Source organism: Neobacillus sp. NPDC097160 (assembly GCF_044762155.1).
In the GTDB taxonomy this organism is placed as follows: domain Bacteria; phylum Bacillota; class Bacilli; order Bacillales; family Cytobacillaceae; genus Neobacillus.
Genome location: NZ_JBIWDU010000006.1, coordinates 224,640 through 246,559, shown reverse-complemented (window position 1 = coordinate 246,559; position 21,920 = coordinate 224,640). Strand labels below are relative to the sequence as shown.

At 37.1% G+C, this 21,920-nt stretch carries 25 protein-coding genes and 2 pseudogenes; 9 read left to right on the top strand and 18 right to left on the bottom strand.

The genetic code is table 11. The annotated features are described in order from the left end of the window. Window positions 1-35 precede the first annotated feature (35 nt). From ACIQXV_RS11070 to ACIQXV_RS11060, 3 genes are read right to left on the bottom strand one after another with little or no spacing between them, the layout of a single operon-like run. Complete coding sequence (locus tag ACIQXV_RS11070; protein ID WP_402958746.1) at window positions 36-1,580, bottom strand: class I adenylate-forming enzyme family protein; 1,545 nt, start codon at window positions 1,578-1,580, stop codon at window positions 36-38. A gap of 1 nt (window position 1,581) precedes the next feature. Next, the gene (locus ACIQXV_RS11065; RefSeq protein ID WP_402958744.1) at window positions 1,582-2,355 is read right to left on the bottom strand and encodes an enoyl-CoA hydratase-related protein; all 774 of its coding nucleotides are present in this window, start codon (window positions 2,353-2,355) and stop codon (window positions 1,582-1,584) included. Continuing rightward, a complete protein-coding gene (locus ACIQXV_RS11060) occupies window positions 2,348-2,767 on the bottom strand; it encodes a MerR family transcriptional regulator (protein WP_402958742.1) in 420 nt (139 codons plus the stop codon). Before ACIQXV_RS11060 ends, ACIQXV_RS11065 begins: the two co-directional genes overlap by 8 nt. 201 nt (window positions 2,768-2,968) lie before the next feature. Between ACIQXV_RS11060 and ACIQXV_RS11055 the strand changes: the two genes are divergently transcribed. After that, on the top strand, window positions 2,969-3,265 hold the full coding sequence (locus ACIQXV_RS11055; protein ID WP_402958740.1) for a DUF3243 domain-containing protein: 297 nt from the start codon (window positions 2,969-2,971) through the stop codon (window positions 3,263-3,265). A 103-nt stretch (window positions 3,266-3,368) separates the two neighbouring features. Here ACIQXV_RS11055 and ACIQXV_RS11050 read toward each other — a convergent pair whose 3' ends face one another. Beyond that, window positions 3,369-3,596: a hypothetical protein gene (locus ACIQXV_RS11050; RefSeq protein ID WP_402958738.1), complete on the bottom strand. Its 228-nt coding sequence runs from the start codon at window positions 3,594-3,596 to the stop codon at window positions 3,369-3,371. Between the two features lie 322 nt (window positions 3,597-3,918). Between ACIQXV_RS11050 and ACIQXV_RS11045 the strand changes: the two are divergent. Continuing rightward, window positions 3,919-4,283 (top strand): annotated as a pseudogene (locus ACIQXV_RS11045) (DUF1284 domain-containing protein). A gap of 216 nt (window positions 4,284-4,499) precedes the next feature. Here ACIQXV_RS11045 and ACIQXV_RS11040 read toward each other — a convergent pair. The 3 genes from ACIQXV_RS11040 to ACIQXV_RS11030 all read right to left on the bottom strand — a co-directional run bounded on the left by ACIQXV_RS11040 (window position 4,500) and on the right by ACIQXV_RS11030 (window position 6,926). Beyond that, window positions 4,500-5,255 (bottom strand): TerC family protein, encoded by a 756-nt coding sequence (locus tag ACIQXV_RS11040; RefSeq protein WP_402958736.1) that lies wholly within the window; start codon window positions 5,253-5,255, stop codon window positions 4,500-4,502. Between the two features lie 149 nt (window positions 5,256-5,404). After that, the gene (locus ACIQXV_RS11035; protein ID WP_402958734.1) at window positions 5,405-5,848 is read right to left on the bottom strand and encodes a cell wall hydrolase; all 444 of its coding nucleotides are present in this window, start codon (window positions 5,846-5,848) and stop codon (window positions 5,405-5,407) included. Between the two features lie 595 nt (window positions 5,849-6,443). Beyond that, a complete protein-coding gene (locus ACIQXV_RS11030) occupies window positions 6,444-6,926 on the bottom strand; it encodes a sigma-70 family RNA polymerase sigma factor (protein WP_402958732.1) in 483 nt (160 codons plus the stop codon). Window positions 6,927-7,266: 340 nt separating this feature from the next. On the opposite strand from ACIQXV_RS11030, the gene ACIQXV_RS11025 reads away from it, so the two are divergent. Together ACIQXV_RS11025 and ACIQXV_RS11020 are read left to right on the top strand one after the other, a co-directional pair. Next, complete coding sequence (locus ACIQXV_RS11025) at window positions 7,267-8,064, top strand: polysaccharide deacetylase family protein (protein ID WP_402958730.1); 798 nt, start codon at window positions 7,267-7,269, stop codon at window positions 8,062-8,064. Between the two features lie 129 nt (window positions 8,065-8,193). Continuing rightward, complete coding sequence (locus tag ACIQXV_RS11020) at window positions 8,194-8,352, top strand: hypothetical protein (protein ID WP_402958728.1); 159 nt, start codon at window positions 8,194-8,196, stop codon at window positions 8,350-8,352. A 182-nt stretch (window positions 8,353-8,534) separates the two neighbouring features. Here the strand turns inward: ACIQXV_RS11020 and ACIQXV_RS11015 are convergent, their stop codons facing one another. The 5 genes from ACIQXV_RS11015 to helD form a co-directional block, all read right to left on the bottom strand. Then, entirely contained in the window at window positions 8,535-8,912 is a 378-nt protein-coding gene (locus tag ACIQXV_RS11015) for a hotdog domain-containing protein (RefSeq protein WP_402958726.1), read from the bottom strand. A gap of 127 nt (window positions 8,913-9,039) precedes the next feature. Beyond that, window positions 9,040-10,023 (bottom strand): MBL fold metallo-hydrolase, encoded by a 984-nt coding sequence (locus ACIQXV_RS11010; protein WP_402958724.1) that lies wholly within the window; start codon window positions 10,021-10,023, stop codon window positions 9,040-9,042. A 13-nt stretch (window positions 10,024-10,036) separates the two neighbouring features. Next, window positions 10,037-10,813: an AraC family transcriptional regulator gene (locus ACIQXV_RS11005; RefSeq protein ID WP_402958722.1), complete on the bottom strand. Its 777-nt coding sequence runs from the start codon at window positions 10,811-10,813 to the stop codon at window positions 10,037-10,039. A 25-nt stretch (window positions 10,814-10,838) separates the two neighbouring features. Beyond that, window positions 10,839-11,414: a LysE family translocator gene (locus ACIQXV_RS11000; RefSeq protein ID WP_402958720.1), complete on the bottom strand. Its 576-nt coding sequence runs from the start codon at window positions 11,412-11,414 to the stop codon at window positions 10,839-10,841. Between the two features lie 187 nt (window positions 11,415-11,601). Beyond that, the gene (gene helD, locus ACIQXV_RS10995) at window positions 11,602-13,908 is read right to left on the bottom strand and encodes an RNA polymerase recycling motor HelD (protein ID WP_402958718.1); all 2,307 of its coding nucleotides are present in this window, start codon (window positions 13,906-13,908) and stop codon (window positions 11,602-11,604) included. A 199-nt stretch (window positions 13,909-14,107) separates the two neighbouring features. Here helD and ACIQXV_RS10990 point away from each other — a divergent pair, with 199 nt between their 5' ends. Beyond that, window positions 14,108-14,785, top strand: a complete 678-nt coding sequence (locus ACIQXV_RS10990; RefSeq protein ID WP_483874203.1) for a Dph6-related ATP pyrophosphatase — start codon at window positions 14,108-14,110, stop codon at window positions 14,783-14,785. Between the two features lie 86 nt (window positions 14,786-14,871). Here ACIQXV_RS10990 and spx read toward each other — a convergent pair whose 3' ends face one another. Together spx and ACIQXV_RS10980 are read right to left on the bottom strand one after the other, a co-directional pair. Continuing rightward, window positions 14,872-15,249 carry a transcriptional regulator Spx gene (gene spx / locus ACIQXV_RS10985; protein WP_402958798.1) on the bottom strand — a complete coding sequence of 126 codons (378 nt, stop codon included), beginning with the start codon at window positions 15,247-15,249 and terminating at the stop codon, window positions 14,872-14,874. Window positions 15,250-15,468: 219 nt separating this feature from the next. Continuing rightward, window positions 15,469-15,789: a MarR family transcriptional regulator gene (locus ACIQXV_RS10980; RefSeq protein WP_402958716.1), complete on the bottom strand. Its 321-nt coding sequence runs from the start codon at window positions 15,787-15,789 to the stop codon at window positions 15,469-15,471. Between the two features lie 143 nt (window positions 15,790-15,932). On the opposite strand from ACIQXV_RS10980, the gene ACIQXV_RS10975 reads away from it, so the two are divergent. Beyond that, complete coding sequence (locus ACIQXV_RS10975) at window positions 15,933-16,451, top strand: CarD family transcriptional regulator (RefSeq protein WP_402958714.1); 519 nt, start codon at window positions 15,933-15,935, stop codon at window positions 16,449-16,451. A 33-nt stretch (window positions 16,452-16,484) separates the two neighbouring features. Beyond that, entirely contained in the window at window positions 16,485-16,781 is a 297-nt protein-coding gene (locus tag ACIQXV_RS10970) for a hypothetical protein (RefSeq protein WP_402958712.1), read from the top strand. A gap of 185 nt (window positions 16,782-16,966) precedes the next feature. Here the strand turns inward: ACIQXV_RS10970 and ACIQXV_RS10965 are convergent, their stop codons facing one another. From ACIQXV_RS10965 to ACIQXV_RS10955, 3 genes and pseudogenes are all read right to left on the bottom strand, one after another. Next, window positions 16,967-17,809, bottom strand: a complete 843-nt coding sequence (locus tag ACIQXV_RS10965) for an aldo/keto reductase (RefSeq protein ID WP_402958710.1) — start codon at window positions 17,807-17,809, stop codon at window positions 16,967-16,969. A gap of 160 nt (window positions 17,810-17,969) precedes the next feature. Next, window positions 17,970-18,500, bottom strand: a complete 531-nt coding sequence (locus ACIQXV_RS10960) for a general stress protein (protein ID WP_402958708.1) — start codon at window positions 18,498-18,500, stop codon at window positions 17,970-17,972. 52 nt (window positions 18,501-18,552) lie between these two features. Then, a pseudogene (locus ACIQXV_RS10955) lies at window positions 18,553-19,582 on the bottom strand (IS1595 family transposase). 212 nt (window positions 19,583-19,794) lie between these two features. Here ACIQXV_RS10955 and ACIQXV_RS10950 point away from each other — a divergent pair. Both ACIQXV_RS10950 and ACIQXV_RS10945 read left to right on the top strand, forming a co-directional pair. Next, window positions 19,795-20,652, top strand: a complete 858-nt coding sequence (locus tag ACIQXV_RS10950) for an SPFH domain-containing protein (RefSeq protein WP_402958706.1) — start codon at window positions 19,795-19,797, stop codon at window positions 20,650-20,652. A 13-nt stretch (window positions 20,653-20,665) separates the two neighbouring features. Continuing rightward, window positions 20,666-20,818 carry a type II toxin-antitoxin system antitoxin gene (locus tag ACIQXV_RS10945; protein ID WP_402958704.1) on the top strand — a complete coding sequence of 51 codons (153 nt, stop codon included), beginning with the start codon at window positions 20,666-20,668 and terminating at the stop codon, window positions 20,816-20,818. A gap of 133 nt (window positions 20,819-20,951) precedes the next feature. Here the strand turns inward: ACIQXV_RS10945 and ACIQXV_RS10940 are convergent, their stop codons facing one another. Beyond that, a complete protein-coding gene (locus tag ACIQXV_RS10940) occupies window positions 20,952-21,749 on the bottom strand; it encodes a DUF2935 domain-containing protein (RefSeq protein ID WP_402958702.1) in 798 nt (265 codons plus the stop codon). Window positions 21,750-21,920 lie beyond the last annotated feature (171 nt).

The following is a 21,920-nucleotide window of genomic DNA, read 5'->3' as shown; positions in this document are numbered from 1 at the left end:
TTAAAATAGACCACCAGAACCGTCCCAATGGTTTTTTACTTCCGTAATTCTTCCTTCCGCAGCATTCGCCTAACAACTTTCCCTACCGCACTTTTCGGCAAACTATCTATAAACTCCACATGTTTTGGCTTTTTATAGGATGCTAGGTGATTTTTGCAATGCTCAATTATTTCTTCATCACTCGTAGTGTGCCCTTCTTTCAAAACAACAAAGGCTTTCACACTTTCAACCCATGTTGCATCTGGTACTCCAACAACTGCCGCCTCCAACACTGCAGGATGTTGGTATAGAACCTCTTCCACTTCACGAGGATAAATATTAAATCCGCCACTGATGATCATATCAGACTTACGGTCCACTAAATACAAGTAACCATCCTGGTTTATATAGCCCATGTCCCGTGTATAGACCCACTTTCCTTTCATCGTTTCAGCGGTCAATGCCTCCTCCTTCCAATAGCCTGCCATCGCCTGACTAGAGGATACCACAATTTCGCCAATTTCTCCTTGCGGCACCTCTAGCCCATCTTCATCGACAATTTTCACTTCTGTTGTAATCGTAGGTCTACCGCATGATAAAAGCTTGTCATAGTGGTCAGGATTTTCTAATGCTAGAACATGGTCCTCAACAGGCAATATTGATAGAATCAGAGGAACTTCTGTTTGCCCAAAATATTGAATAAATTTCGGGCCCCATAGTTCCAAGCCTCTTTTCAATGCTTCTCTTGGCATCGGCGAAGCGCCATAAATGAGACTTCGGACGGAATCAAAAGAATATTTTTCCACTTCTGGATGTGATAGCAGCATGACAATCATGGTTGGGACTAAGTTTAGCGTAGTAGGTTTAAGCATTTCGACAGTTTGCAGGAATTCTTGAGGATGAAAGGTTGGGAGAATTGCGTTTGCGGCTCCCCGAATCCAATGTGGTAAGACCAGTATCCCAGAAGCGTGTGTTAAGGGAGCCGCATGCATCATAATGTCACCCTTTTCAATCGTAAGAGTTGACAATATATTCGTTGCCATGGCTGCCCAGGAGCCTTGTGTATGAATAGCCGCCTTTAACTTTCCAGTGGTACCTGATGTATATTGCAGGGTAGCGTAATCCTCTTCAGACAATGGGACGGTTGGGTCTTCATCTGTAACCGTTTTCATTTCATCGAATATTGGAATAACCCAATCATATTTGACCGTTCCGTCTACTTGGCAAAATAACGATACATCGGAGAGTCTTCCTCTCAATCTTGCCACTCTATCCGCAAATTCTTCGGTAAATAAAATCGCCTTTGAATCGGTTTCTGCAATCATATGGAATTGTTCTTCTTCCGAAAGCCTAGTATTTAAAGGAACACGCACCAAACCGGATTTTAACATTGCAAAGTCAATTTCCACACTATGAATGGAATTCGCAAGCAAAAAGGATATCCGGTCCCCTTTTTCCAATCCCAATTTAAAAAGAGCATTGGCTAAACGATTAGAATTTTTATGAACTTCCTCAAAGGTTCGCTTTTTATCTTTAAAGATAACCGCGGTTTCTTTGGAATAATATTTGGCTCCTCTTTTAATTAACTCAGCAGCTATCATGCTATTTCCCCTTTCGATTGATAAAATTATTTAAACCTTCTCTTGTCTCTTCACTTTTTGTATGAGGCATCCCTAATTGACATTCAATTCGTAACGCTTCTTCAAGTGGAAGTCCCCATCCTCTTACTGCCGCTTGCTTATCAGATCTGAGTGAACCTTGCGGATAGGAGGCCATTTGGTGTGCCAGTTCTAGAGCCCGATTTAATAGATTCCTAGGTTCTGCCACTTCCGTCACTAATCCCCAATCCAATGCAGTTGCAGCATCAATTTTTCTTCCGGTTAAAATTAAATCCATTCCACGGCCCCAACCAACAATTCTTGGAATCCGCTGCGTTCCCCCGTCAACTAAAGGAACATTCCAACGCCTTTCGAGGCAGCCAAACTCAGCATTTTCTGCTCCTATGCGAATGTCACACCATGTCGCCATTTCCAAGCCACCCGCAAAGCAGTAACCATTTACCGCTGCAATGGTAGGTTTGAAAATATCGGTCATTCTTGTAAAGCCTAAATATCCTTTTCCATCATAAACAAAATCGGGATCATATTGATTTTGCGGCCCTAATGAATCAATCGCTTTTAAATCAGCACCAGAACTGAATGATTGACCACTTCCTGTTAAGATGGCTACTTTCGCCTGATCATCATCACGAAATTTGGCCCATGCTTCATAGAGCAACTGGGCTGTTTCCCCATCAATACAATTATGTTTTTCCGGCCGATTAATTGTGATAATCGTTACGCCATCCTGTTGATCTACCAAGACCTTTTTATTCATCCACTTGCTCCTTTTCTTTAAGAGAATTATATTTTGCTTCGGCATCTTCTATGGCTTCCAATAAATCATTTTCCAACAGCTTTAACTCTTCTTGTCGTTCCCTCACCTCACTTAAATGTTGATAAGCCAGCCTAATCCCCTCTTCATACTGTTTGATTTGAGAGGAGTCAATATCATAAAGACTAATAAGAGTGGCAGCATCCTGTAATGAAAACCCGAGGAGCTTTCCCCTTAGAATCATTTTGATTCTCGCTCTGTCTCTCTTTGTATAAGTTCGATGGTTCCCAGCTGTCCGCTTCGGATGGATTAAACCTAATTCTTCATAGTATCGAATGGATCGTTGACTAATCCCAAATTCTTCAACGAGGTCGGATATTAAAAATTCTATATTTTCTGACTTTTTAATAGGCACGTTTATTACCTCCTTGAGGATTAGTTTACCTTATACCTACCAACAACGTCAATTATTTTACGTTAATGGTACAGGCGCTAATTATCGACCAGATATTCATGTTTCACAAAATGAACCAGGTTTTATCTAGGAGGACCCAGGGTAAGTATGGAATAAGCACATTAAATAAATGGTAAACAATCCAAACAAGGAGTGATTTACATGGATAAGCAGTTGCAGAATCAAGAAATAGCTAATCATATTTACAAGAACGGTGATGCCTTAACAAGTTTTGATGATTTTAGGGAATACCTGAGGGGGAAAGTTGATTTGGGTATAAAACTTGGGATGGATGAGGAGCAATTAGCCAATTCAGCGCAAAAAGTGGCCGATTATCTTGCGGATAAGCAGTCACCGAAAAATTCTGAAGAGCGATTATTACAAGAGCTTTGGAAAGTGGGTACGGAGGAAGAGCAGCACAAATTGGCACATATGCTTGTACGATTGGTACAGGAATAATGATTTAGTAGTCCTCTGTGGACTGTTTGACAAGAAACTAACCTAGCCGTAAGAGAATAGGTTAGTTTTTTCCTATGTATATGTATCTACTGCGAACTGAAACCTAGATTCCTTTTTTGACTTCTTCCCTAATTGATTCCACTATTGCTTCCGGTACATCTGCTGGAAATGAGGTACCATCCTCAAACACCCAGGAATTGATGATTTCAAGGTCTGCTTTTTTAAATGTTATGCTATACGATTTATGATTGTAGGTAAATTCCGTAGTCACATACTCCTCAACAGCAAAATCGTCATCGATAATCATGTTTGTAATTTTATGTGGCTCCATCCAACTCATCTCCTTTTTCTTATCAACTCTCTTTAGAATTAGCCTAATATAAATGTTTATTCACTTTATTCACCGATTCTGTAAACCTTCCTATAATCGGAATACCTTAAAAAAAATGTGTTATAGATTGATTTCCAGATTGGTTCTGCAGAAAAAAATTTCCCTATTGAGAAAGTATCATATGGTATGATACACCATATAGATGTTAACCAAATTACAATTATAGTTTACTTTTAAAATTAAAAAGAATTAAACAAACTGGGGGAGAATTATGTATAAGTTGCGAGGACATCATCTTTTTTGCCTTTTAGGCTATCGGTGAATGGGTTATTCTCAAGAATACGTGGAAAATATGACTCGGTTGCATCAAACCTTGAGAAACGACCCAAAAACGTTGATTCTGCTTGTAAAGGGACCAGATTAGTTGTGTGAAAAGTACCCTAACTCGGTGAATACCATTGCCAAGTCGTTCAGATTTATGAAAGAGATGCTGTTATTTTAGACAAAATGAACCATAAAATTGGACAAATTCTGAAATGGGAGGATATTGAATCCCGTATCCGGAAGCATGTGATCCCCGCCGATATTCAAGTTGTCTGTGAAACTTGTTCTTGGCGTTCTTACGGGGTTTGCGAAGAAGTTATTCGAGAGAATCATGATGGCAAGGGCTTAAGAAAAGTTCAATAAGCCCCATCTATTCTGATAATGAAGACCAAAACTCGGTATAAATACAAGCAAAATGGTCTTCATCGAGTTAATGAAGACCAAAACGCTTAACGGATACTTCTAAAATGGCTTTCATTAACCAAAACATGCAGGTAGCCACTGGGTCGGTTCTTTTGTCCTTTTTTAATCTCCTATCCTTGTCCAAAAAAGCCAGTAGAACCGTCCCCATGGCCCACTTTATGGCCTTTTACCTGGTGCAAACCAACCAATTAGAGCGATACCTACTAGGACTCCATAGAAAATTAGTGTCCAAGCGGTACTGTGGGGAAAATGATGATCTAAGACACCAATATCCTCATGGGCAAGGGTAATGACAGCAAGTTTGACACCAACCCAGGCAACAATTGCATATGCTGTTGTTTCCAAAGCTGGTCGTTTTTCAAGAAGTTGCACAAACCAAGTTGCTGCATACTTAATCAAAACAAGGCCCGCAATACCACCAAGAAGAACAACAATGAACTGTCCCCCATCCATACCGCCGAAATTGTCAAGTGGTGAATCTGGAAGACCAAGGGCAAGTGCAACAGCAGCTAGAATGGAATCAATTGCAAAAGCGAGATCAGCTAATGCAATCTTCCCTACTGTGGGCCAAAAACCTTTTCCTACGGATTCCTTTTCATCGTCTTTATGAATATTCTCATTTCCTTTTCCGAACCGTGCCTTTATGACATGCTTTAATCCTAGGTAAAGAAGGTAAGCTGCACCTATCGCCTGGATTTGCCAAACGTTTGCAATAAAAGAAATGACAAAAAGTGCAGCAAATCTGAAAGCAAATGCCATGATGATTCCATAATTTATAGCGCTTTTTTTCTGATCTGCGGGTAAATGCTTGGCTATTACTGCTAGTACAAGAGCGTTGTCAGCCGATAACAATCCTTCTAATCCGATTAGAATTAGCAATGTCCAAGCATATTCAAGCCATAGTGACTCCATCCACTTCCCACCTTTCTAAAGCAAAAATGTTATCTAAAAGTTTTGCTAACAATAGAATTTCCTATTAAGCATAAGGTAATCCTATAAAATATAGTTTTTTAGTTATTGAGTTGGTGGAAAATGGAATAAAGCTTACTCAATGAGTAAGCTTAACTACCTTTATAAACACTATCACATGTTCCCGCTTTTGGTTCATAATAACAATGGTTTTTATATTGACCAGAATGAGGTTGACCGTACCATGTTGGAGGGCATGGAGCATATGGATTAAAATACCAAAGGGCATATTTCCCTGGGTGTTCTCTCCAATAATCCAAGTTCTGTTTTGCTAATCTTTTTTCAGCAGATCTCGCTTTTTGATAAAATACATTTCCTTTTTGAACAGCTTCAAATGAATAATTTCCTCCTTGTATTTGAAAAATGACATCGTAAATTTTTCTTAAACCTTTAAAGTCTGAACAATCTGCTTTAAGACGATTAACAATGACATTTCCAACATATAACATCCCTTGTTTTCCTTCTCCTTCGGCTTCTGCTCTCATCATCCTTGCCATTAAGTCAACATCTGAACTTCGGTAATTTACTCTTGGCATTTTATCACCCCAAAATATAGTATGAAAAAAAGCCTACAATGATGTCATTGAGATGGCACAATATTTACCGGATTTTCTTTAATTACTATCATTCTTAGTTTACATATAAATCGTTCTGGCTAAACTGGTGGAAAAATAGGTTTTAGCCCTGATTCTTAAGCAGACCGCCAGGTATAAATTGGACAGGGAGAACTATTTTGTGCTGTTCAATTCTTGCTACCCTATTAATCAAATTATGTAACCACATTCGGAAAAAGTGACCTCTATTTTCCTATCATTTTTTTATTAAATCCTCGGCTACAGCCAATCGAATAACCTCATTTATTTTCATTTCAAAATGGTTGGTGTTAATACGATTTGTTAAAACATTCTGTTTAAAGATTTCCTCAATAGATGAGAATGCCCTTGCATTTCCCTGCCCACAGGTGCCACAGGGACGGTTCTCATGGCCTTTTTTAATCTCTTTCCTTGTCCCAAAAAGCCAGTAGAACCGTCCCCGTGGTCCTCCCCAAAAAGAAGTCAGACCCCCACCACGCTAAAGCGTTAGCACGACGTGGGTCTGACACAACCGCTTATTGATCCGTACCCATGTACGCTAGTCCATCATTAACCTCTTTATTTTTTCACGAGCCCCGGCACGCCAGCCTTTTACGGCAGAAACAGACACTTTCTCTAATGCGGCAATCTCGCTTGTAGATAAGCTATAATGGGCCGAGTAGATGACCCACTTTGTTTGGTTGGGTGTTAGGCCATTGCAATAAGAGCGAAGCGTTTCTTCTTCTAATGGGCATAAGGAAGCGTGATCTTCTATGACGCTCCAAAACTCTTCATTAGGATAAAGATTTCTTTCCTCGTTTTTACGACATTTCTTCAGTTCCATGAGCAGATACCCTTTAATATACATGTAAGCATAGCTGGCAAGCTTCCCCTTTTTCGCGTCAAAGCGGCGGGTGGCTTCCCAAAGGGCAATAAGCCCCAGCTGGTAGAATTCTTCTTGGTCTTTATAGATGTGTAGTGAGTGAATGATTTTGATGATCATTGGCTTGTATTGTTCGGCTAACTGTTCAAAGCTTTCCAATGGTATAACCCTTTCAGAAAGCGCGCTTTACCTTGTATTCCCGGGTACCTCTACCATAACGGGTTACGAACAGTTGAGCGAACGAGACAATTTCACTTTTAGCGGGATTTTAAGCCCTAAACTATCAAAATTTACGTCCAAAAATTACTTTTGAACTTGATTTTGCTTTTTTTCGATGAATTTCATATGAGTTGAAGAAGAGGTATCTCCTCTTCTATTGAATAAAACCTCTGCACCATGAAACGACTAGATCCAACAAACACATAATTACCTGTTTTTGATAAATATTTTTAATAAAGACATCAAAAAATAAGTTCATCATAAATAAGGAGCGTATCCAATGAAAAAAATTTTGCTTATTACCATTCTTTTGATTCCTTTATTCACCTTTCAAGTAAATGCCGCTGCATCCACTAATAGTCGAGAAGCATTGGAAAAAACAGGGCGTGTTATTTGGGAAGTAAACACGAAGGAAAAGTTAGTTGCCCTTACTTTTGATGATGGACCTCATCCTGTTTTCACTCCACAAATACTTAATATATTGGCAAAACATGATGCTAAAGCTACCTTTTTTGTAGCTGGCAATAAAGTAGTAAGATTTCCTGATTTTTTAAAAAGAGAAGTGAAAGAGGGACATGAAATTGCTAATCATACTTTCCACCATATTTACGGAAATATAACCTCTGCAAAATTATCATCCGAATTAGAAGAAACAGATAAAATGATTAAGCAATTCACTGGGTTAAAACCGTCACTTTATCGGCCTGTAGGAGGTTTTTATAATGATGAAATTATCAATACAGCTTTAAAAAATGGTAAAACGGTCGTATTATGGTCATGGTATCAAGATTCCCGTGATTGGGCAAATCCTCCGATAAATCAAATGTGCAGTTATTTAAAAAAAGGAATAAAGCCGGGTAATATTATTCTTTTTCATGATTGGCATGGTAGTGAATATACTCAAACCTGTTCTACTGTTAAAGCATTAGATAACATTTTGGACTTTTTAGATAAGAACGGGTATAAAAGTGTAACTGTATCTGAATTGCTCTACCGATCAACACAACTAATACCAGAATCTTTCGGAATCTATCCTTCAAAGAAAGGAAAAACTTCTCACATTGATTTAATGTTTTAAATGTATTTTTACGAAACCTGGCTCTTTATTTATTCTGTGCTATCCATTACTTGGTTTTTTGTTCACGTCTTTTTCATTAACTAATGCGTGAATGGCTTATGTCTCCAAAAGTACAAAGGATAATGGATAATGCAACAAGACCAACAAGCTATAGAGAATTTGAGTCCTATCATGAAACCGGAATTTGCCGGAACGAATGCACAAAATGTGAAACAAGAAATTCAAAAAGATGTAAGCGAAGGACAAGGTGCAATGACTTCCCGAGAGGCAGGAGCAATGCGATATTAAAAATTCAATAAAAAAGCCCAATTCCTCAGTATTAAAAATAGAGAAATTGGGCACTTTTTTCGTTACTCTTTTATTCATTTGAACATTTTCATTTATATTTGTCCATGCATAGGAACCGTCTCCACGCTTCCTGTAAAATTACTCAACACAAGAGAGTTATGGGGTTTAAATTTGTTTTTTGATTAAAGTATAGCACCTGAAAAATCACCTTTTAATACTTCTTTTTCATTCTGATTTTTACATAAAAAGGATGCCATAATGGCTGTTCTATTATTCTCTTGCCTTTCGTATTTTTCAATTTTCACTTCACAAATGATTGTATCCCCAGTAAAAACTGGTCTTAAAAACTCAAAATTCATCGTACGAGCAAGTACATTGTGATCTCCACCAACTTTTGTTGGTAATGTAGCAGTTAGCAACCCCTGAATGACAAGTCTCCCCTGTTCATCAGGGGTTGTATGATGAATCCCTTCATCACCTGAAATCTCTATAAATAATTCAACGTCCCTTCCTGTAAAAGTCCGTTCAAACGTAATGATATCTCCTACTTTTAATGACAAATAAATCTCCCCCTAAAAGTTTAATACTGTAGTTAATCGTAATCCGAATATTACAAAAATTTTAAACAATATACAACTATCCCGCTTCATTAACAAAGAAGAGACTGATTCCCCTTTTATTAAATTATTAGAGAATATCTTGAGGTTTCCAATCTTTCGGCTTTATGTTCTTATTCATCCATTTCTCTTGTTGTGGTACTTGGTACGGGGCGGTGGCGATTAAATGATGATTGTGCCAGCTTGCTGCTCCGGAACGAATCATTTCATCGAGTAGGATTGGAATAAATTCTTCTGGTTGAAGCTGGAAAGAGTAGCGTGCAAAATCTTGGAACCAGCCACAGTTTAGTAGGTAGTGATCGATTTCTTCTTTTGCCATTCCATTTTTCATGATTAAGGTGAATGAAAAAATCCTCTTGCAGGCATGCCATGAAACTTTTTCTGGCGCCTTGAGCCACTTTTCAAACCGTTCCCTTGCTGCATCAATGGCAGCCATAGGATTCTCCATTTGAGGTCCATGACCTGAATATGCCTGCTCAATCCGGAGCAGGGACAACCGCTCCAAACTTTCTATCGATCGTTGGATAGATGAAACACCCTCTCGAAAGATATTTAACCATCCGATATCATTTTTGTGAAAGAGATCCCCGCAAATTAATATTCCTTCCTCAGGTTCATACAAAGAAATATGCCCTAACGTATGTCCCGGTGTGTGCAAGACTTTCAAGGTCCTGCTACCTGTATGAATCTCATCGTTATCTGATAGCTTTTTATCGACACGATAAGGTTCTACAGGCTGATCTAACCACTCTGCACTACAAGCTTCAGGGTCACAAGAATTAATTAAATCGGCATCCCATTTATGAGCAGCAATCGTTACCCCATAATTTTTTTGAAGATGAAAATTGCCTCCTACATGGTCACTATGATAGTGCGTGTTTACAATAAGGTGTAATTCTTCTGGTGCAACGCCTGCCTCTTTTATTAATTGCTCTGTCTCTTTCGCATCACTTCCAAAACCAGTATCGATCAGGATCGGGAGCTGATCCTGAATAAGGATCATGTTTGCACTTGGAAATTTTCTTTCAAAGAAAATAATACTGGATTTTTTCATAGGCTACTCCTCCTCAATGTAAATGTGAGATATATTCATATGCTGTTGTTCCATATACGCTTTTAAAGTGTTTATTTAAATGGGTTAAATCAACAAAACCACATTGGGCTACTGCAGAATAGATATCCCCATTTTTTTCTATTAACTGCCTTGCACGTTCAATCTTACAGTTAAGAAAGTATTGGTATGGTGAAATTCCGGTATGATTCTTGAATAATCGGATAAACTGAAATTTCGATAAATTGAGCTCATTACATATCTCATCAAGTTTCAGTACATGTTCTAAGTTGGCATGAAGCATATCCTTTGCTTTTCTAAGTAGAGCGGTATCTTTCTTATAATTTGTAGAAAGATTCGTTTGAATAAGGCTGTCTGTAAGGGATACGAGTAATTCACTGCACAAAGCTTCATCTTTTTCGTTTAATATCGCATGTGAAAGGCTTACTATTCTTTGTTCAAGTCTATAATCATACACAATAGGGTTTGCAAAACGTACAATATCCTTTTTCTCCATAACCTCTAAAAGCAACTGTGGCTCAATATAGAGCATAATGTAATCAAGGCCTGCCTCATCATGTGCCCTTCCGTCATGTGCCTGTTCAGGATTAAAAAGCATAACCCCATTTTGATAGGATAATTGTAAACTTCCATCCAAATGATAATGTTGGATACCACGCAAGGTTACTCCTATTGCATACTCCTTATGAGAATGCTTTTTATATGTAAAATCAGTCATACTTGCTGACAACGCAGTAATACCTGCCGATTTCTTATAGATAAATTTGTCCATTACATTCACCTCATACTAAACTTCCCTACATCCAAATCATTACTGCAGAATAAGCCAAAAATAATGCCATCATTACATTCACTATCTTACTATGATTCTGTAAAAACTGCTTGAAGATTGTACCGAATAGCACCCAAGTAATAAATGCCAAGAATCCAATAACAGTTATAACTAACACACTTAAGGTCACTGCAGGCACTTCGGTATGGTACGGCATAATGAAGCTAGGAATGACCGTTATTGTAAATAGTACTACCTTTGGATTTATAAACTGCATTAGAAAGCCTGACATAAAGGTACCAGTTTGGATTACAGTTGGCTTTGACGTATCTTCTTTGTAAATTTGATATGCGAGATAGAACATATATAAGCTTCCGATGATCTGCATAACAGTTAAAATTTTTGGAATGATCGATATCAGCATTGAATTCAACATAGCAGAAATAACAAGCAATAAACCAAAAGCAATCGTTGCTCCATACGTATATTCCATTGCCTTTTTCGCCCCTAAATTATTAACGGTGGATAATATGACGATATTGGTAGGTCCTGGTGTAAAAGTAACAATAAAACAGTATAGTAAAAAAGATGTAATATTCATGAGGATCCTCCTTTCAAGGTATACTCATGTAATCATACATCTTAAAATAAAAGGGCTATAGTATATTATTGCAGGATTAATAGGATGCCACAGGGACGGTTCTCATGGCCTTTTTTAATCTCTTTCCTTGACCAAAAAAGCCAGAAGAACCGTCCCCCCGGTCCTTCCCCCGGTACTTTGCTTCATTTTAACAGTCGAAATGTAAAGCGTCCGCGTGTTGTAATAAAAAGTCTGCCGGGTCCCCTCCGTATAAATACAATCGATGCATCGGTCTTGTCATAGATACGTACATTAATTTGATATCCAGATCTACTTTTGCATACGGTTCTTCCAAGCAAACAATCAGAACGGCATCAAATTCCAATCCTTTCGATAAATATGAAGGTAAAATCGCGATGTGCCCCTTCTTCATATCTTCTTTTTCCTCAACTAATTGAATCGGAAGATGACTATCTTTTAGGATTTGATAGATTCTTTGGCAATCTCTATCGGTACGTCCAATGATGGCAATCGAGTGAAGCTCTTCCTCTTTGAGTGAGGCAATATCTTGTTCCAGCTGCAGGCGGACTTGTTCTTGATTCACAGGATCAATTGTTTTAAACAATGGTTTTTGACCATGTCGAATGACTGGTTGGACCTTTGGCAAGTCTTGGTCGATCAATTGAAGGATTTCGTTTGCCAAATTCATAATCTCAACGGTCGTTCGGTAGCTTTTTTGTAAGGTTTGATAATTTGCATTTGGAAATATTTCTTTCAATACAGGTGCCCAACTATTCAAGCCGCGATAGGAATGAATCCCTTGTGCTAAATCTCCCACAATGGTAAACAAGTCGGTATCGAAGCCTTCTTTTAATGCGGCAAATTGAAAATAGCTGTAATCCTGTGCTTCATCAATAAAGATACTGCGCATTTTATATTTTTCTTCGATGCCTTCCAATTTTGCCTTCATATAAAATAATGGCGCTAAATCCTCCAGTTCGTATGCTCCTCTGGCAAAAATTTTCTGACAAAACGAACTTAGGATCCTACATTGTTGATCCGAAAGTGTAGTGGAATGCTTTTTGATCAATTCAGGTGAAGACATCAATTCCTTGTATAAGGTAAAAATATCTTTCATGACAAGCGGTTCCATATATTTTTTTACCGCTGCCTTTGCCTCTTTCTCCACCAGCTTCAATCTTTCTTCTTTCCTCTCCATCAGCATGGTCACTTTTTGCTTTCTTCTTTCCGAATCGAGTCTCCTGCTATATAGAATCTGGTCTAAAGCAGCATCGTATTTCTTATTAAGGTTTGTTAGCATGATGGTTTTCTTCTTTTTCAAATCATCTTCTAATAAGGACTTAATTTTACTGATCCTTTTATAGATTGGTAAATATGTATATTCTTTCAAAAAAAGATTTTTAAGCTTTTGACCTTTCAAAAGAATGGATTTTTCCACCCTAAAATCCTCTTTGGGTGCAAGATTACATTCCAATTCCTTAACATAATGATCAATTAATGACTTAAATTCGAGTGATCCCTTGTAGCTGGAAACCCATTGGATTGATTTGGATGTTCCTTTACTTTCAAGGAGCTTCATTAGTTTCGTATTGGGAGAAAATAGTTTTATTTTCTGTCCCAAGCAACTTCTCATAAAATCGATAAAAGTGGTTTGATTAATTTTGTTGACCCCTAGTTCAGGTAAGACGGCAGAAATATAATCAATAAACAGTCGGTTAGGTGCGAGAATCATTAATTTTTCTGGAGGAAAGCTAAACCCTAAGGAATAGAGAAAGTAGGATATTCTATGGAGTGCGATGGTTGTTTTCCCGCTTCCGGCGGCCCCTTGAACAATAATCGGGTGTTTCAGTGATGCCCGGATCACTTCATTTTGCTCATTTTGAATGGTCGCAACGATTTCTGTTAATCGATTATCTGCTTTACCTGACAAAGATTTCTGCAAAAGTTCATCGTGCGTGGTCAAATCGATATCTCGGATTTCTTTTAATAATCCATCGACGATTTCATATTGCCTCTTTAATGCTAAGTAACCGGTTTGTGTCTCCCCATATGCTTCATATGACACATCTCCCAGCCGGCCATCATAGTAGACATTGGCTATCGGTGAACGCCAATCCACGATAATGGGCTGCTGTGTCACACGATCAAACAAGGATACCTTACCTATGTACAACATTTCTTCCTTTTTTGTACTATTGCTCGTAAAATCGATCCTTGAAAAATATGGTTTGCCAATCACGCTTTCCAGCCTTTTCAGTTCACTTTCAGCTAATTCAAGAAATCTTGCATTCGCGAGGAGGTCAGTGTAGCTCGTACTACTATCCTGAGGGTCCAGATCCGCAAACGCTTGTTTCATGTTTTCAAGGAAAAATTCTTTATTCCCCTTAGAAATCTCTAAAACGGTATGTATATATTCCTTTGTAAACTCTAAGCGCTCCACTTCTGTTTGATAGTCTTTATGGTCACGCACAGACACTTGGTCTTTGGTACTCATCCTTGTACAAGTCACCTCACTATTCAATTTTTGGAAACATGGGATATTCAGAATAAACTAAATCATTCATATTAGTCAAGTTTTTGAAAAATGGAGTCAGTTCCCGGATCCGTTACTGCTTTCATTCATTGGAGACTGATTCCCTATCATTTTTATGATAAACTATCAATATTACATACTAATTTAATAAGGATGATGAATGATGAAGAAACAAGTGGCATTATCATGGAGTGGCGGAAAGGATTGTTGTATGGCCTTGGATTCTCTTATTCAGAAGGGATATGAGGTCGCTTGTCTCGTAACTACCGTTCCAAAAGAACTCGGTCGTACATTCGGCCATGGAGAGCGAATGGACATGATTCGATTACAGGGAGAGGCCCTTTCTATACCTGTTCATTTTATCGAATGTTCCTATGAAACGTACACAGAGGAATTTGTTAAAACTCTTCAAAAATTGAAGGATCAATTTAAGATTACTGGCATTGCTTATGGAGATCTCTATTTAGTTGAACATCGAGATTGGGGCGAAAACGTAGCTAATGCTGCAGGAGTAGATTCCTTGTACCCCCTTTGGAGCAAAAAAGAAGATGCTGTATCTTTACTGGAAACCTTTGTCCATTCTGGTTATAAAGCCATTGTTATTCGCGTAAGAGAGGATGTCCTCGATGAGACGTGGCTTGGCAGATTGCTTGATGAATCGTTTCTGCAAGATGTACAAATGACGACAATTTGCCCGATGGGAGAATCAGGTGAATACCATACATATGTATATGACGGTCCCCTATTTTCGAAAAAGATTCAATTAGAACATGCTGAATACATCCAGCTGGAAACAACGAAGAAACTAGAATTTAAGAGTTATCTTTTAATTGACTAATCCATAGGGGGATCCATGGGGACAGTTCTGATGGTCAGATATACCTCATTAAAAGCCATATGAACCGTCCCTTTGGTCACCTTTGGTCACTGCAAGAAATTGTTATGGCGAACTGTTTTTGGCACAAATCTGCGAATCTGGGATTCATTAAAACCGACCATAAAACGCTTTCCGTCATGAATGATTGGACTCTTTAAAATGCTTGGCTTCTTTTGAATTAAGCTGTATAGATCCTTCAACTGTAACTGATCGATCTCAATTTCCTTTTTTTGATACTTTATCGAACGTTGTGAAATAATATCCTCTGTCCCGTTTTCCGTTAGACTCAATATTTTTTTAATCTCCACAAATGTTAATGGATCAGAAAAAACATTGCGTTCAATAAACGGAATATTATTTTCTTGAAGCCATTCCTTCGCCTTTATGCAGGTTCTCCCACTTGGTTTTCCATAGAGTATTAACATAAAATCAAATCCACTCAAGTTTTTTTATCCACCAAAAAACACATGTGAAGTTATGCACAAAACCTAAAACTGACAAATTATTTTCTTCATAAAAAATAAGAAGGTTTGCTATAATTTCCAATCTAATTTTAGGATTTCTTTTAGTTTTATAATTTGCTCAGCACCGATGTTTTCAGCGATTTTGTTTTCAAGCTGAGCCTTTAAGGACTCATTTTTTTCTTAGCATTCTTTGCCTAATTTAGTTAGCTGAATACTTTTCTCTTTCTTATTATTTTCTAGATTGTTAATTTCCACTAATCCTTTTACTTCAAGACGTTTAATGAACTTATGAATGGCTTGTCGGGAAATATCTACTCGTTTTGAAATGCATGAAATCGTTGCCTGCTTTTTCTGATAGATCCTGGCTAAAATAAACCACTCTGAATTCGATAAATAAATATCATTGCTATCGTTCCACAATTTCTCCGATATCTTACGAAGTTGAATATGATGTTCACTAATCAAATCAAATAGATCTAAGTGTTGCAAGTTAGAATTCAACTTTTTCACTCCAATCTTTTAACTGATAACTACTATATAAAAATAAATCAATATTGTCAATTTAGTTGACAATATAACTAAAAAAGAAGTAAACTGTATATAGTCAACTTAGTTAACAATATGATTTAAAAGGAGTTTTTACTATGTATAAGATTGGTGATTTAATTGTCTATTCAGGACATGGTATATGCCGTGTAGATGAAATCTGTGATAAGACATATGCCGGGATTACTAAGGCTTACTACGTATTGCATCCCATAGAAAATAATCATGAATTGACAATCAGTACTCCGGTAGATAATAACAAAACTCTAATCCTGAAATTAATGAATAAAGAGGAAGCAGAAATAATACTAGATTCGTTTCATTCGGCAGGAATTAATTGGATTGAAAAGCCGCAATTGCGAGGCCAAGTATATACAGAGATTATGAAATCCGGTAATCGTATCGAAATTGCTAAAGTAGCCAACACCCTTCTGCGGAAAAAGGATGAAATTGAAATGGCTGGGAAGAAGTTTTTTGAACACGATAGCAAAATTTTAACTACTATTCTAAATATCTTGTTCAAAGAATTAGCTATTGCACTCAATACGAGCTATGAAGAAATATTCGAAAAAGTTCATCGTCTGGTAGTGGGAGAGAAATGCTATAAATTAGAATAGATATGATCAAAATGGTAGTGGGAGATGTTTTTAATGGAAAGTATGAAAAAAAAACATATGGATTTTCTGGGATCAAAAGGAACAACGAATATTAATCATAACCTTACTATGACTAACTTCGAGGTTGGGGAAAAGGTGAAGATAAAAAGAGTAAACAAAGAATCTATGGAACTAGAAGATTATTTTTACCTAAAAGAATTTGAAAATAGAATAGGGACAATTTGTGAGCGAAATGCGTGTATATCAGAGACATATGCTTATAAAGTGAAATTCGATGAAAATGAATTCGGATATTTTTATAACGAAGATATCATTTTAATGAATGTTTAAGGTCACTTACATAAAAAATATAGCAGATTACTTATATATATTAGTAATGGGAAAGATGGCTAGACCCCCAACGAGCTAATGCTTTAGCACAACGGGGATCTGACCTTCAGTTGAAAAAAACTGTTATTAACAACATTATTTACGAAAACAGCCTTCTTGAAGAAGATATATAGTATCGGAAAGGTTTAAAACTCTTCATATGTAGCAGGATCTTGATTGTTAATTCTGCCATCAGGGCGTGTTAACCCTGAAATCATGCTCATTTCTGTATCATCTAGGGAAAAGTCAAAAATAGATAGATTTTCATGTTGTCGTTCAGGAGAAGCAGATTTAGGAATCGCAATAGCCCCCAGTTGATAATGCCACCGTAAAATAACTTGTGAAATAGTCTTGTTGTGATGTTCGGCGATTGTTTGAATCGTGTCGATATTTATGTCTTTCATTCCTCGTGTAAATGGACTCCACGATTCTGTCGCAATATTATTCTCATCATGCCATCTTCTTTGTTCAGCTTGATTGAAAAAAGGATGTAATTCGATTTGGTTAATACTTGGCTTAACACCAGTTTCTTTTTCTAAACGTTCAATATGTTCAGGTAAGAAATTACAAACACCAATCGAACGAATCAGACCCGATTTTTTGGCGTCAATTAATGCTTGCCACGCTTCCACATATGTGTCCTGTTTAGGATTAGGCCAATGAATCAGATATAAATCATAATAATCCAAATTTGCACGATACAACGATTCTTGAATCGTCGTAACCGCTTTGTCATACGACTGATAGCGACCTGGTAACTTAGATGTAATTCTTAATTCTTCTCTTGGAACAGAACTGCGTCTAACGGCTTCCCCTACCGTTCCCTCGTTTTCATAATTATAAGCAGAATCGATGAGTCGGTAGCCGATATCAATGGCACTTTGGATGGAATTGGCCCCTTCATTCCCTTTCAGTTTATATGTACCCAAACCGATTACTGGCAATGTTATCCCATCATTTAGTGTGATTTCCGGAATTGATTTGCCCATCACGAATCACTCCTTTCAGTAATATCACAAGATTAGCATAATTTTGAATCAATTTCAGCGATGGTGATTTTGGGAAATCAAAATATGCTTTCATTTTTATAAAAGGCTCTGTTAAAATTCATTGTTGATTTTATGGTAAAAATAAATTGGAACTCAATTTTCAGAGTTCCAATTTATTTATTCTTTTAAAATCTTTATTCAGAGAGGATTTCTTCAATTTTCTACTTTTTAACAAATTTTTAATGTCAGAGACATTATCGTATGAGAGTTGAATGTAAAAGTAGTTAATAAACTCTAAAATTGCAAAGATAAAAATGAAGAATGCAATTGATAATCCACCCAATGGAAAAGATGGATACCATTTAATGAAATCAAAAGCAAATGCAACAATTGCGGTAATAATCATAACTATATTAAGCGATTTTGAACAATGTAACAGTCGAACAATCTTAATCGGAGTTATAGCCGACTTCTCATTTCTTAGTCTTTTAAGTTTTGCATACCAATAAATCGTTCCTTGTAATAAAAGAAACTCTAAAAGGATAAAGGATACCCAAAATGAATATAGAGAATATAATTGTAGATTAGGGAATGCATAATTTAATAGATAACTAACAGGGACAAAAACGATTATAGAAGATAATTCCCCAGAATATAAATAAGCTAATCTTTTTTCTAACATTTCCTTCAAATTTACTACTCACCTCCTGATATACATTATGTGGGTTAAACTGGTTGTAAAACTACATATTGAATTTTGACAGTCTCAAACTGTCATATGTATCAGTCACTTCAAATACAAATGACGTTAATAGAAATTCTTTTATATGCTGTTTAGTGCTTTCGTTACTACGACTATCGACAAATAAGAACCAAGCAAGGTAATTATCAAGATATTTCGTAGCCACACCTTTAAAAGCGGTCTATCCATTGTTTCATACGGGAATGAAGACCGTTTACATTTTGGATGTGGAATAAGCCTTTTATAACGTGTTTGCCATCATTTGATTTAATCCTATAATGTTCTAATCCTTTTTCTCTTGCATAGGTTTTATAGGCTCTCCAAGCATCTGTAACGAGTATATTATTAGATGTCAGTTTAGAACCAATCAAGTTGTCAACCTTAGTTTTCACAACACGACCCATACAAGCAACTTTGGATACAGTAGATTTTGTGCGGTCTCTAGCGACAAGAACACAGACCTGTTCGTGGCTAATGCCTCTGTATTTAGACTTCCCTCCACGTTTTCGAGGTTTACGGTCAGTAATGCCAAGTTGTCCCTTTTGAGAGTACAGGAAATAGGTCTCGTCAATTTCAACGATACCATCAAAATGTTCAAAATCCATTTGTTTCAAAGCACTCAACAATTTGTGTCTCCAATAAAAAAGCTTAACCCAAGTAACCCCTACGATTTCAGCCGATTTTCGCAGTGAATATCCTTTGAACATACAATCAACAAATGTAATCCACTCGTTGCCTTTTCGGGTACGGTACAAAACGGTATTAGTAGTGTCAGTAAAGGTTTTGCTACAACATTTACACCGATACCGTTGCCTACCATTATATTTTCCGAATCGAACAACGAGTTCTGATGAACAATGAGGACACACGAATCCTTCCTTGAATCTTGTTTCTCTCATTTCATCAATTAAACGACCACCAGCAGAGGAAGAAGGCTCAACATAGCGTTTAACCCATTGGTAAACTTGTTCTTTTTTTGTATGTGGTAATTTGTCGATATACTTTAACAAGTTGCTAAACGCTTTGCTCACCTTGATAACCCCCGAACTCTTGTTCTTATGCTAATTATATCAAGATTTCGGACAAGTATCAAATATCAACATTTACCTTTAACAGAGCCTTACAAAAAACCAACCTCCCAACATTGGTAAACAATTAAATATTTTACTTTTTTCAGTAACTGTATTATGATATAAATGTGATATCACTTTTATATCACTTTTTATTATAAGGAGGGGTCCTGATGAAAGAAAAATCAATTTTTAAAATGAATGGTTTTGCCGCACTAATAATTGCGCTTTTGTGTATTGGTTTTGGAATCTATTTCATCGTAACCGGAGAAATCCCGGTCAAAATAACCGGAATCGTCGTCATACTCATTGGATTAATTGTTGCTACAAGTTTAACGATTGTTCAGCCTAACGAAGCAAAAGTATTAACGTTCTTTGGAACCTATCTCGGTGTCATCCGGGATCAAGGATTATGGGCTACCATTCCCTTTACTTTCAAACGTAGCGTTTCCTTACGCGTGACAAACTTTAACAGCGAGAGATTAAAAGTAAATGATTTAGAAGGAAATCCGATTGAAATTGCAGCTGTTGTTGTGTATAAAGTAAGGGATGCAGCAAAAGCTTTATATGATGTGGAAAACTATGAAAAATTTATTCAAATACAAAGTGAAACCGGTATTCGTCATATTGCCAGCAGATATGCTTATGATTCGTTTGGCAATACGGAAAACACCTTAACACTTCGCCAAAATAGCGATGAAGTCGCAGATGTATTAATGTCAGATTTACAAAAGAGATTAGATGTTGCTGGTGTGGATGTCATCGAAGCCCGAATTATGCATCTCGCCTATTCTTCCGAGATTGCTTCTGCAATGCTGCAAAGACAACAAGCACAGGCTGTTTTATCTGCTCGCAAAGTGATTGTCGACGGTGCCGTTGGGCTTGTAAAAGCTGCGATTGATCAGCTTGCGGAACAGGAAATTGTCGAGCTTGATGAAGAGAAAAAGGCGCAGATGGTCAATAACCTCATGGTCGCCATTGTTTCCGAGAAAGGAACGCAGCCCATCATAAATACAGGAAGCATTTATTAAGGTTGTGTCATAAATGACAAAAAGAAAATCATTTCCGCTGCGCATTGATCCCAAATTATATGAAGTACTGGAAAAATGGGCGGAAGATGAAATTAGAAGTGTTAACGCCCAAATCGAAGTCATCTTAAAAGAAGCGGCCAAGAAGGCCGGAAGATTAAAAAAATAACCATTCGTACCAAAAGAGAAAGCCTGTATCTTAAGTAAACCAAGATACAGGCTTTCTCTTTATTGTCTTAAGAATCTATTTTTAACTCCCCCATTTCATCTCGAAGGTGTTATTTGGATTAAGCTACCTTTTATCATTCCTTAAGTCGAGGTTTAGTAGGGTCACAGTTTGGTGAATCAAGATTCGCAGATTCTGCTAACTTCATAAGATAATAACATTCCTCACGTGACATATGGTCCGCCATTAATGGTGCAAATGTTCCTAATGCTTGATTACTTAACCCTAGTTCTTCAATTTCATGTAAAAAATTTTGAAATAGCTTTATTTCTAACTGAGTGTCGGAATTCATTTTTGCCAATGCGGGGAATGTTGTCAAATTGGTTCTTAGATAGCCAGCTAGTTCTACTGCTTTTAGGTAAAAATCTTCAAACTCCTTCTTAAAGGCATTACTTTTCTCCCTTAATTTCTTTTCAACACCATCTAGATTACTGGTAATTGCCTCTGAATGGCCTGCAGCATCGGATAGCCATAATAGATGATGGTGTAGTTCATGGTAAACTGGTGGTACCTGCCCTGCTTTAAGGTGCTTCAAAATCCTTACATATTCCTCTAATTCATTTACCATGTGATTAAGAAACGTAGGTGAAAGATGAATTTTGATTTTTCCGATAAGGTGTTTTTTTATCAATTCTAATTTAAATTCTCGTAATTTTATTACTTCTGATTCTGATTCGTTTGTTAATGACACCAATTCAGAAGATTTTGTCCGTTCTAAAAGTGTGTCAAATACTTGGATAAACGTTGCGGCCTTTTCAATTTCCTCTACCTGAACGGGTGCAAGCGCTTCATAAATAAACCTTGAATGATCACCTAATATTTGGAGCCAAAAACGATGTTCAAATCTCGCTGTCTTCTCAAAGACATCATTCATGTTTTTTCCTCCCAGTAAAAATTAGCCACACTATTTTGATGTTTATTCTCCTTATTTACCTCTTATGTTCAAAAGAATAAAATTTCACTTGAGCTTGTCTAAGTCTTTTTATGCATTAAGGATGATTCTGTCATCTTATTTGTATAAGTACATAGATGAAATTTGTCTCCT

Coding starts and splice junctions, on each gene's coding strand:
- ACIQXV_RS10990 (WP_483874203.1), top strand. CDS start 14,108: ATGATGAAGAAACAAGTGGCATTATCATGGAGTGGCGGAAAGGATTGT.
- ACIQXV_RS11050 (WP_402958738.1), bottom strand. CDS start 3,596: ATGGAGCCACATAAAATTACAAACATGATTATCGATGACGATTTTGCT.
- ACIQXV_RS11010 (WP_402958724.1), bottom strand. CDS start 10,023: ATGAAAAAATCCAGTATTATTTTCTTTGAAAGAAAATTTCCAAGTGCA.
- ACIQXV_RS11055 (WP_402958740.1), top strand. CDS start 2,969: ATGGATAAGCAGTTGCAGAATCAAGAAATAGCTAATCATATTTACAAG.
- spx (WP_402958798.1), bottom strand. CDS start 15,249: ATGTTAATACTCTATGGAAAACCAAGTGGGAGAACCTGCATAAAGGCG.
- ACIQXV_RS11025 (WP_402958730.1), top strand. CDS start 7,267: ATGAAAAAAATTTTGCTTATTACCATTCTTTTGATTCCTTTATTCACC.
- ACIQXV_RS11070 (WP_402958746.1), bottom strand. CDS start 1,580: ATGATAGCTGCTGAGTTAATTAAAAGAGGAGCCAAATATTATTCCAAA.
- ACIQXV_RS10970 (WP_402958712.1), top strand. CDS start 16,485: ATGGAAAGTATGAAAAAAAAACATATGGATTTTCTGGGATCAAAAGGA.
- ACIQXV_RS11005 (WP_402958722.1), bottom strand. CDS start 10,813: ATGGACAAATTTATCTATAAGAAATCGGCAGGTATTACTGCGTTGTCA.
- helD (WP_402958718.1), bottom strand. CDS start 13,908: ATGAGTACCAAAGACCAAGTGTCTGTGCGTGACCATAAAGACTATCAA.
- ACIQXV_RS11035 (WP_402958734.1), bottom strand. CDS start 5,848: ATGCCAAGAGTAAATTACCGAAGTTCAGATGTTGACTTAATGGCAAGG.
- ACIQXV_RS10975 (WP_402958714.1), top strand. CDS start 15,933: ATGTATAAGATTGGTGATTTAATTGTCTATTCAGGACATGGTATATGC.
- ACIQXV_RS11020 (WP_402958728.1), top strand. CDS start 8,194: ATGCAACAAGACCAACAAGCTATAGAGAATTTGAGTCCTATCATGAAA.
- ACIQXV_RS10950 (WP_402958706.1), top strand. CDS start 19,795: ATGAAAGAAAAATCAATTTTTAAAATGAATGGTTTTGCCGCACTAATA.
- ACIQXV_RS11065 (WP_402958744.1), bottom strand. CDS start 2,355: ATGAATAAAAAGGTCTTGGTAGATCAACAGGATGGCGTAACGATTATC.
- ACIQXV_RS10965 (WP_402958710.1), bottom strand. CDS start 17,809: ATGGGCAAATCAATTCCGGAAATCACACTAAATGATGGGATAACATTG.
- ACIQXV_RS10940 (WP_402958702.1), bottom strand. CDS start 21,749: ATGAATGATGTCTTTGAGAAGACAGCGAGATTTGAACATCGTTTTTGG.
- ACIQXV_RS11040 (WP_402958736.1), bottom strand. CDS start 5,255: ATGGAGTCACTATGGCTTGAATATGCTTGGACATTGCTAATTCTAATC.
- ACIQXV_RS10945 (WP_402958704.1), top strand. CDS start 20,666: ATGACAAAAAGAAAATCATTTCCGCTGCGCATTGATCCCAAATTATAT.
- ACIQXV_RS11000 (WP_402958720.1), bottom strand. CDS start 11,414: ATGAATATTACATCTTTTTTACTATACTGTTTTATTGTTACTTTTACA.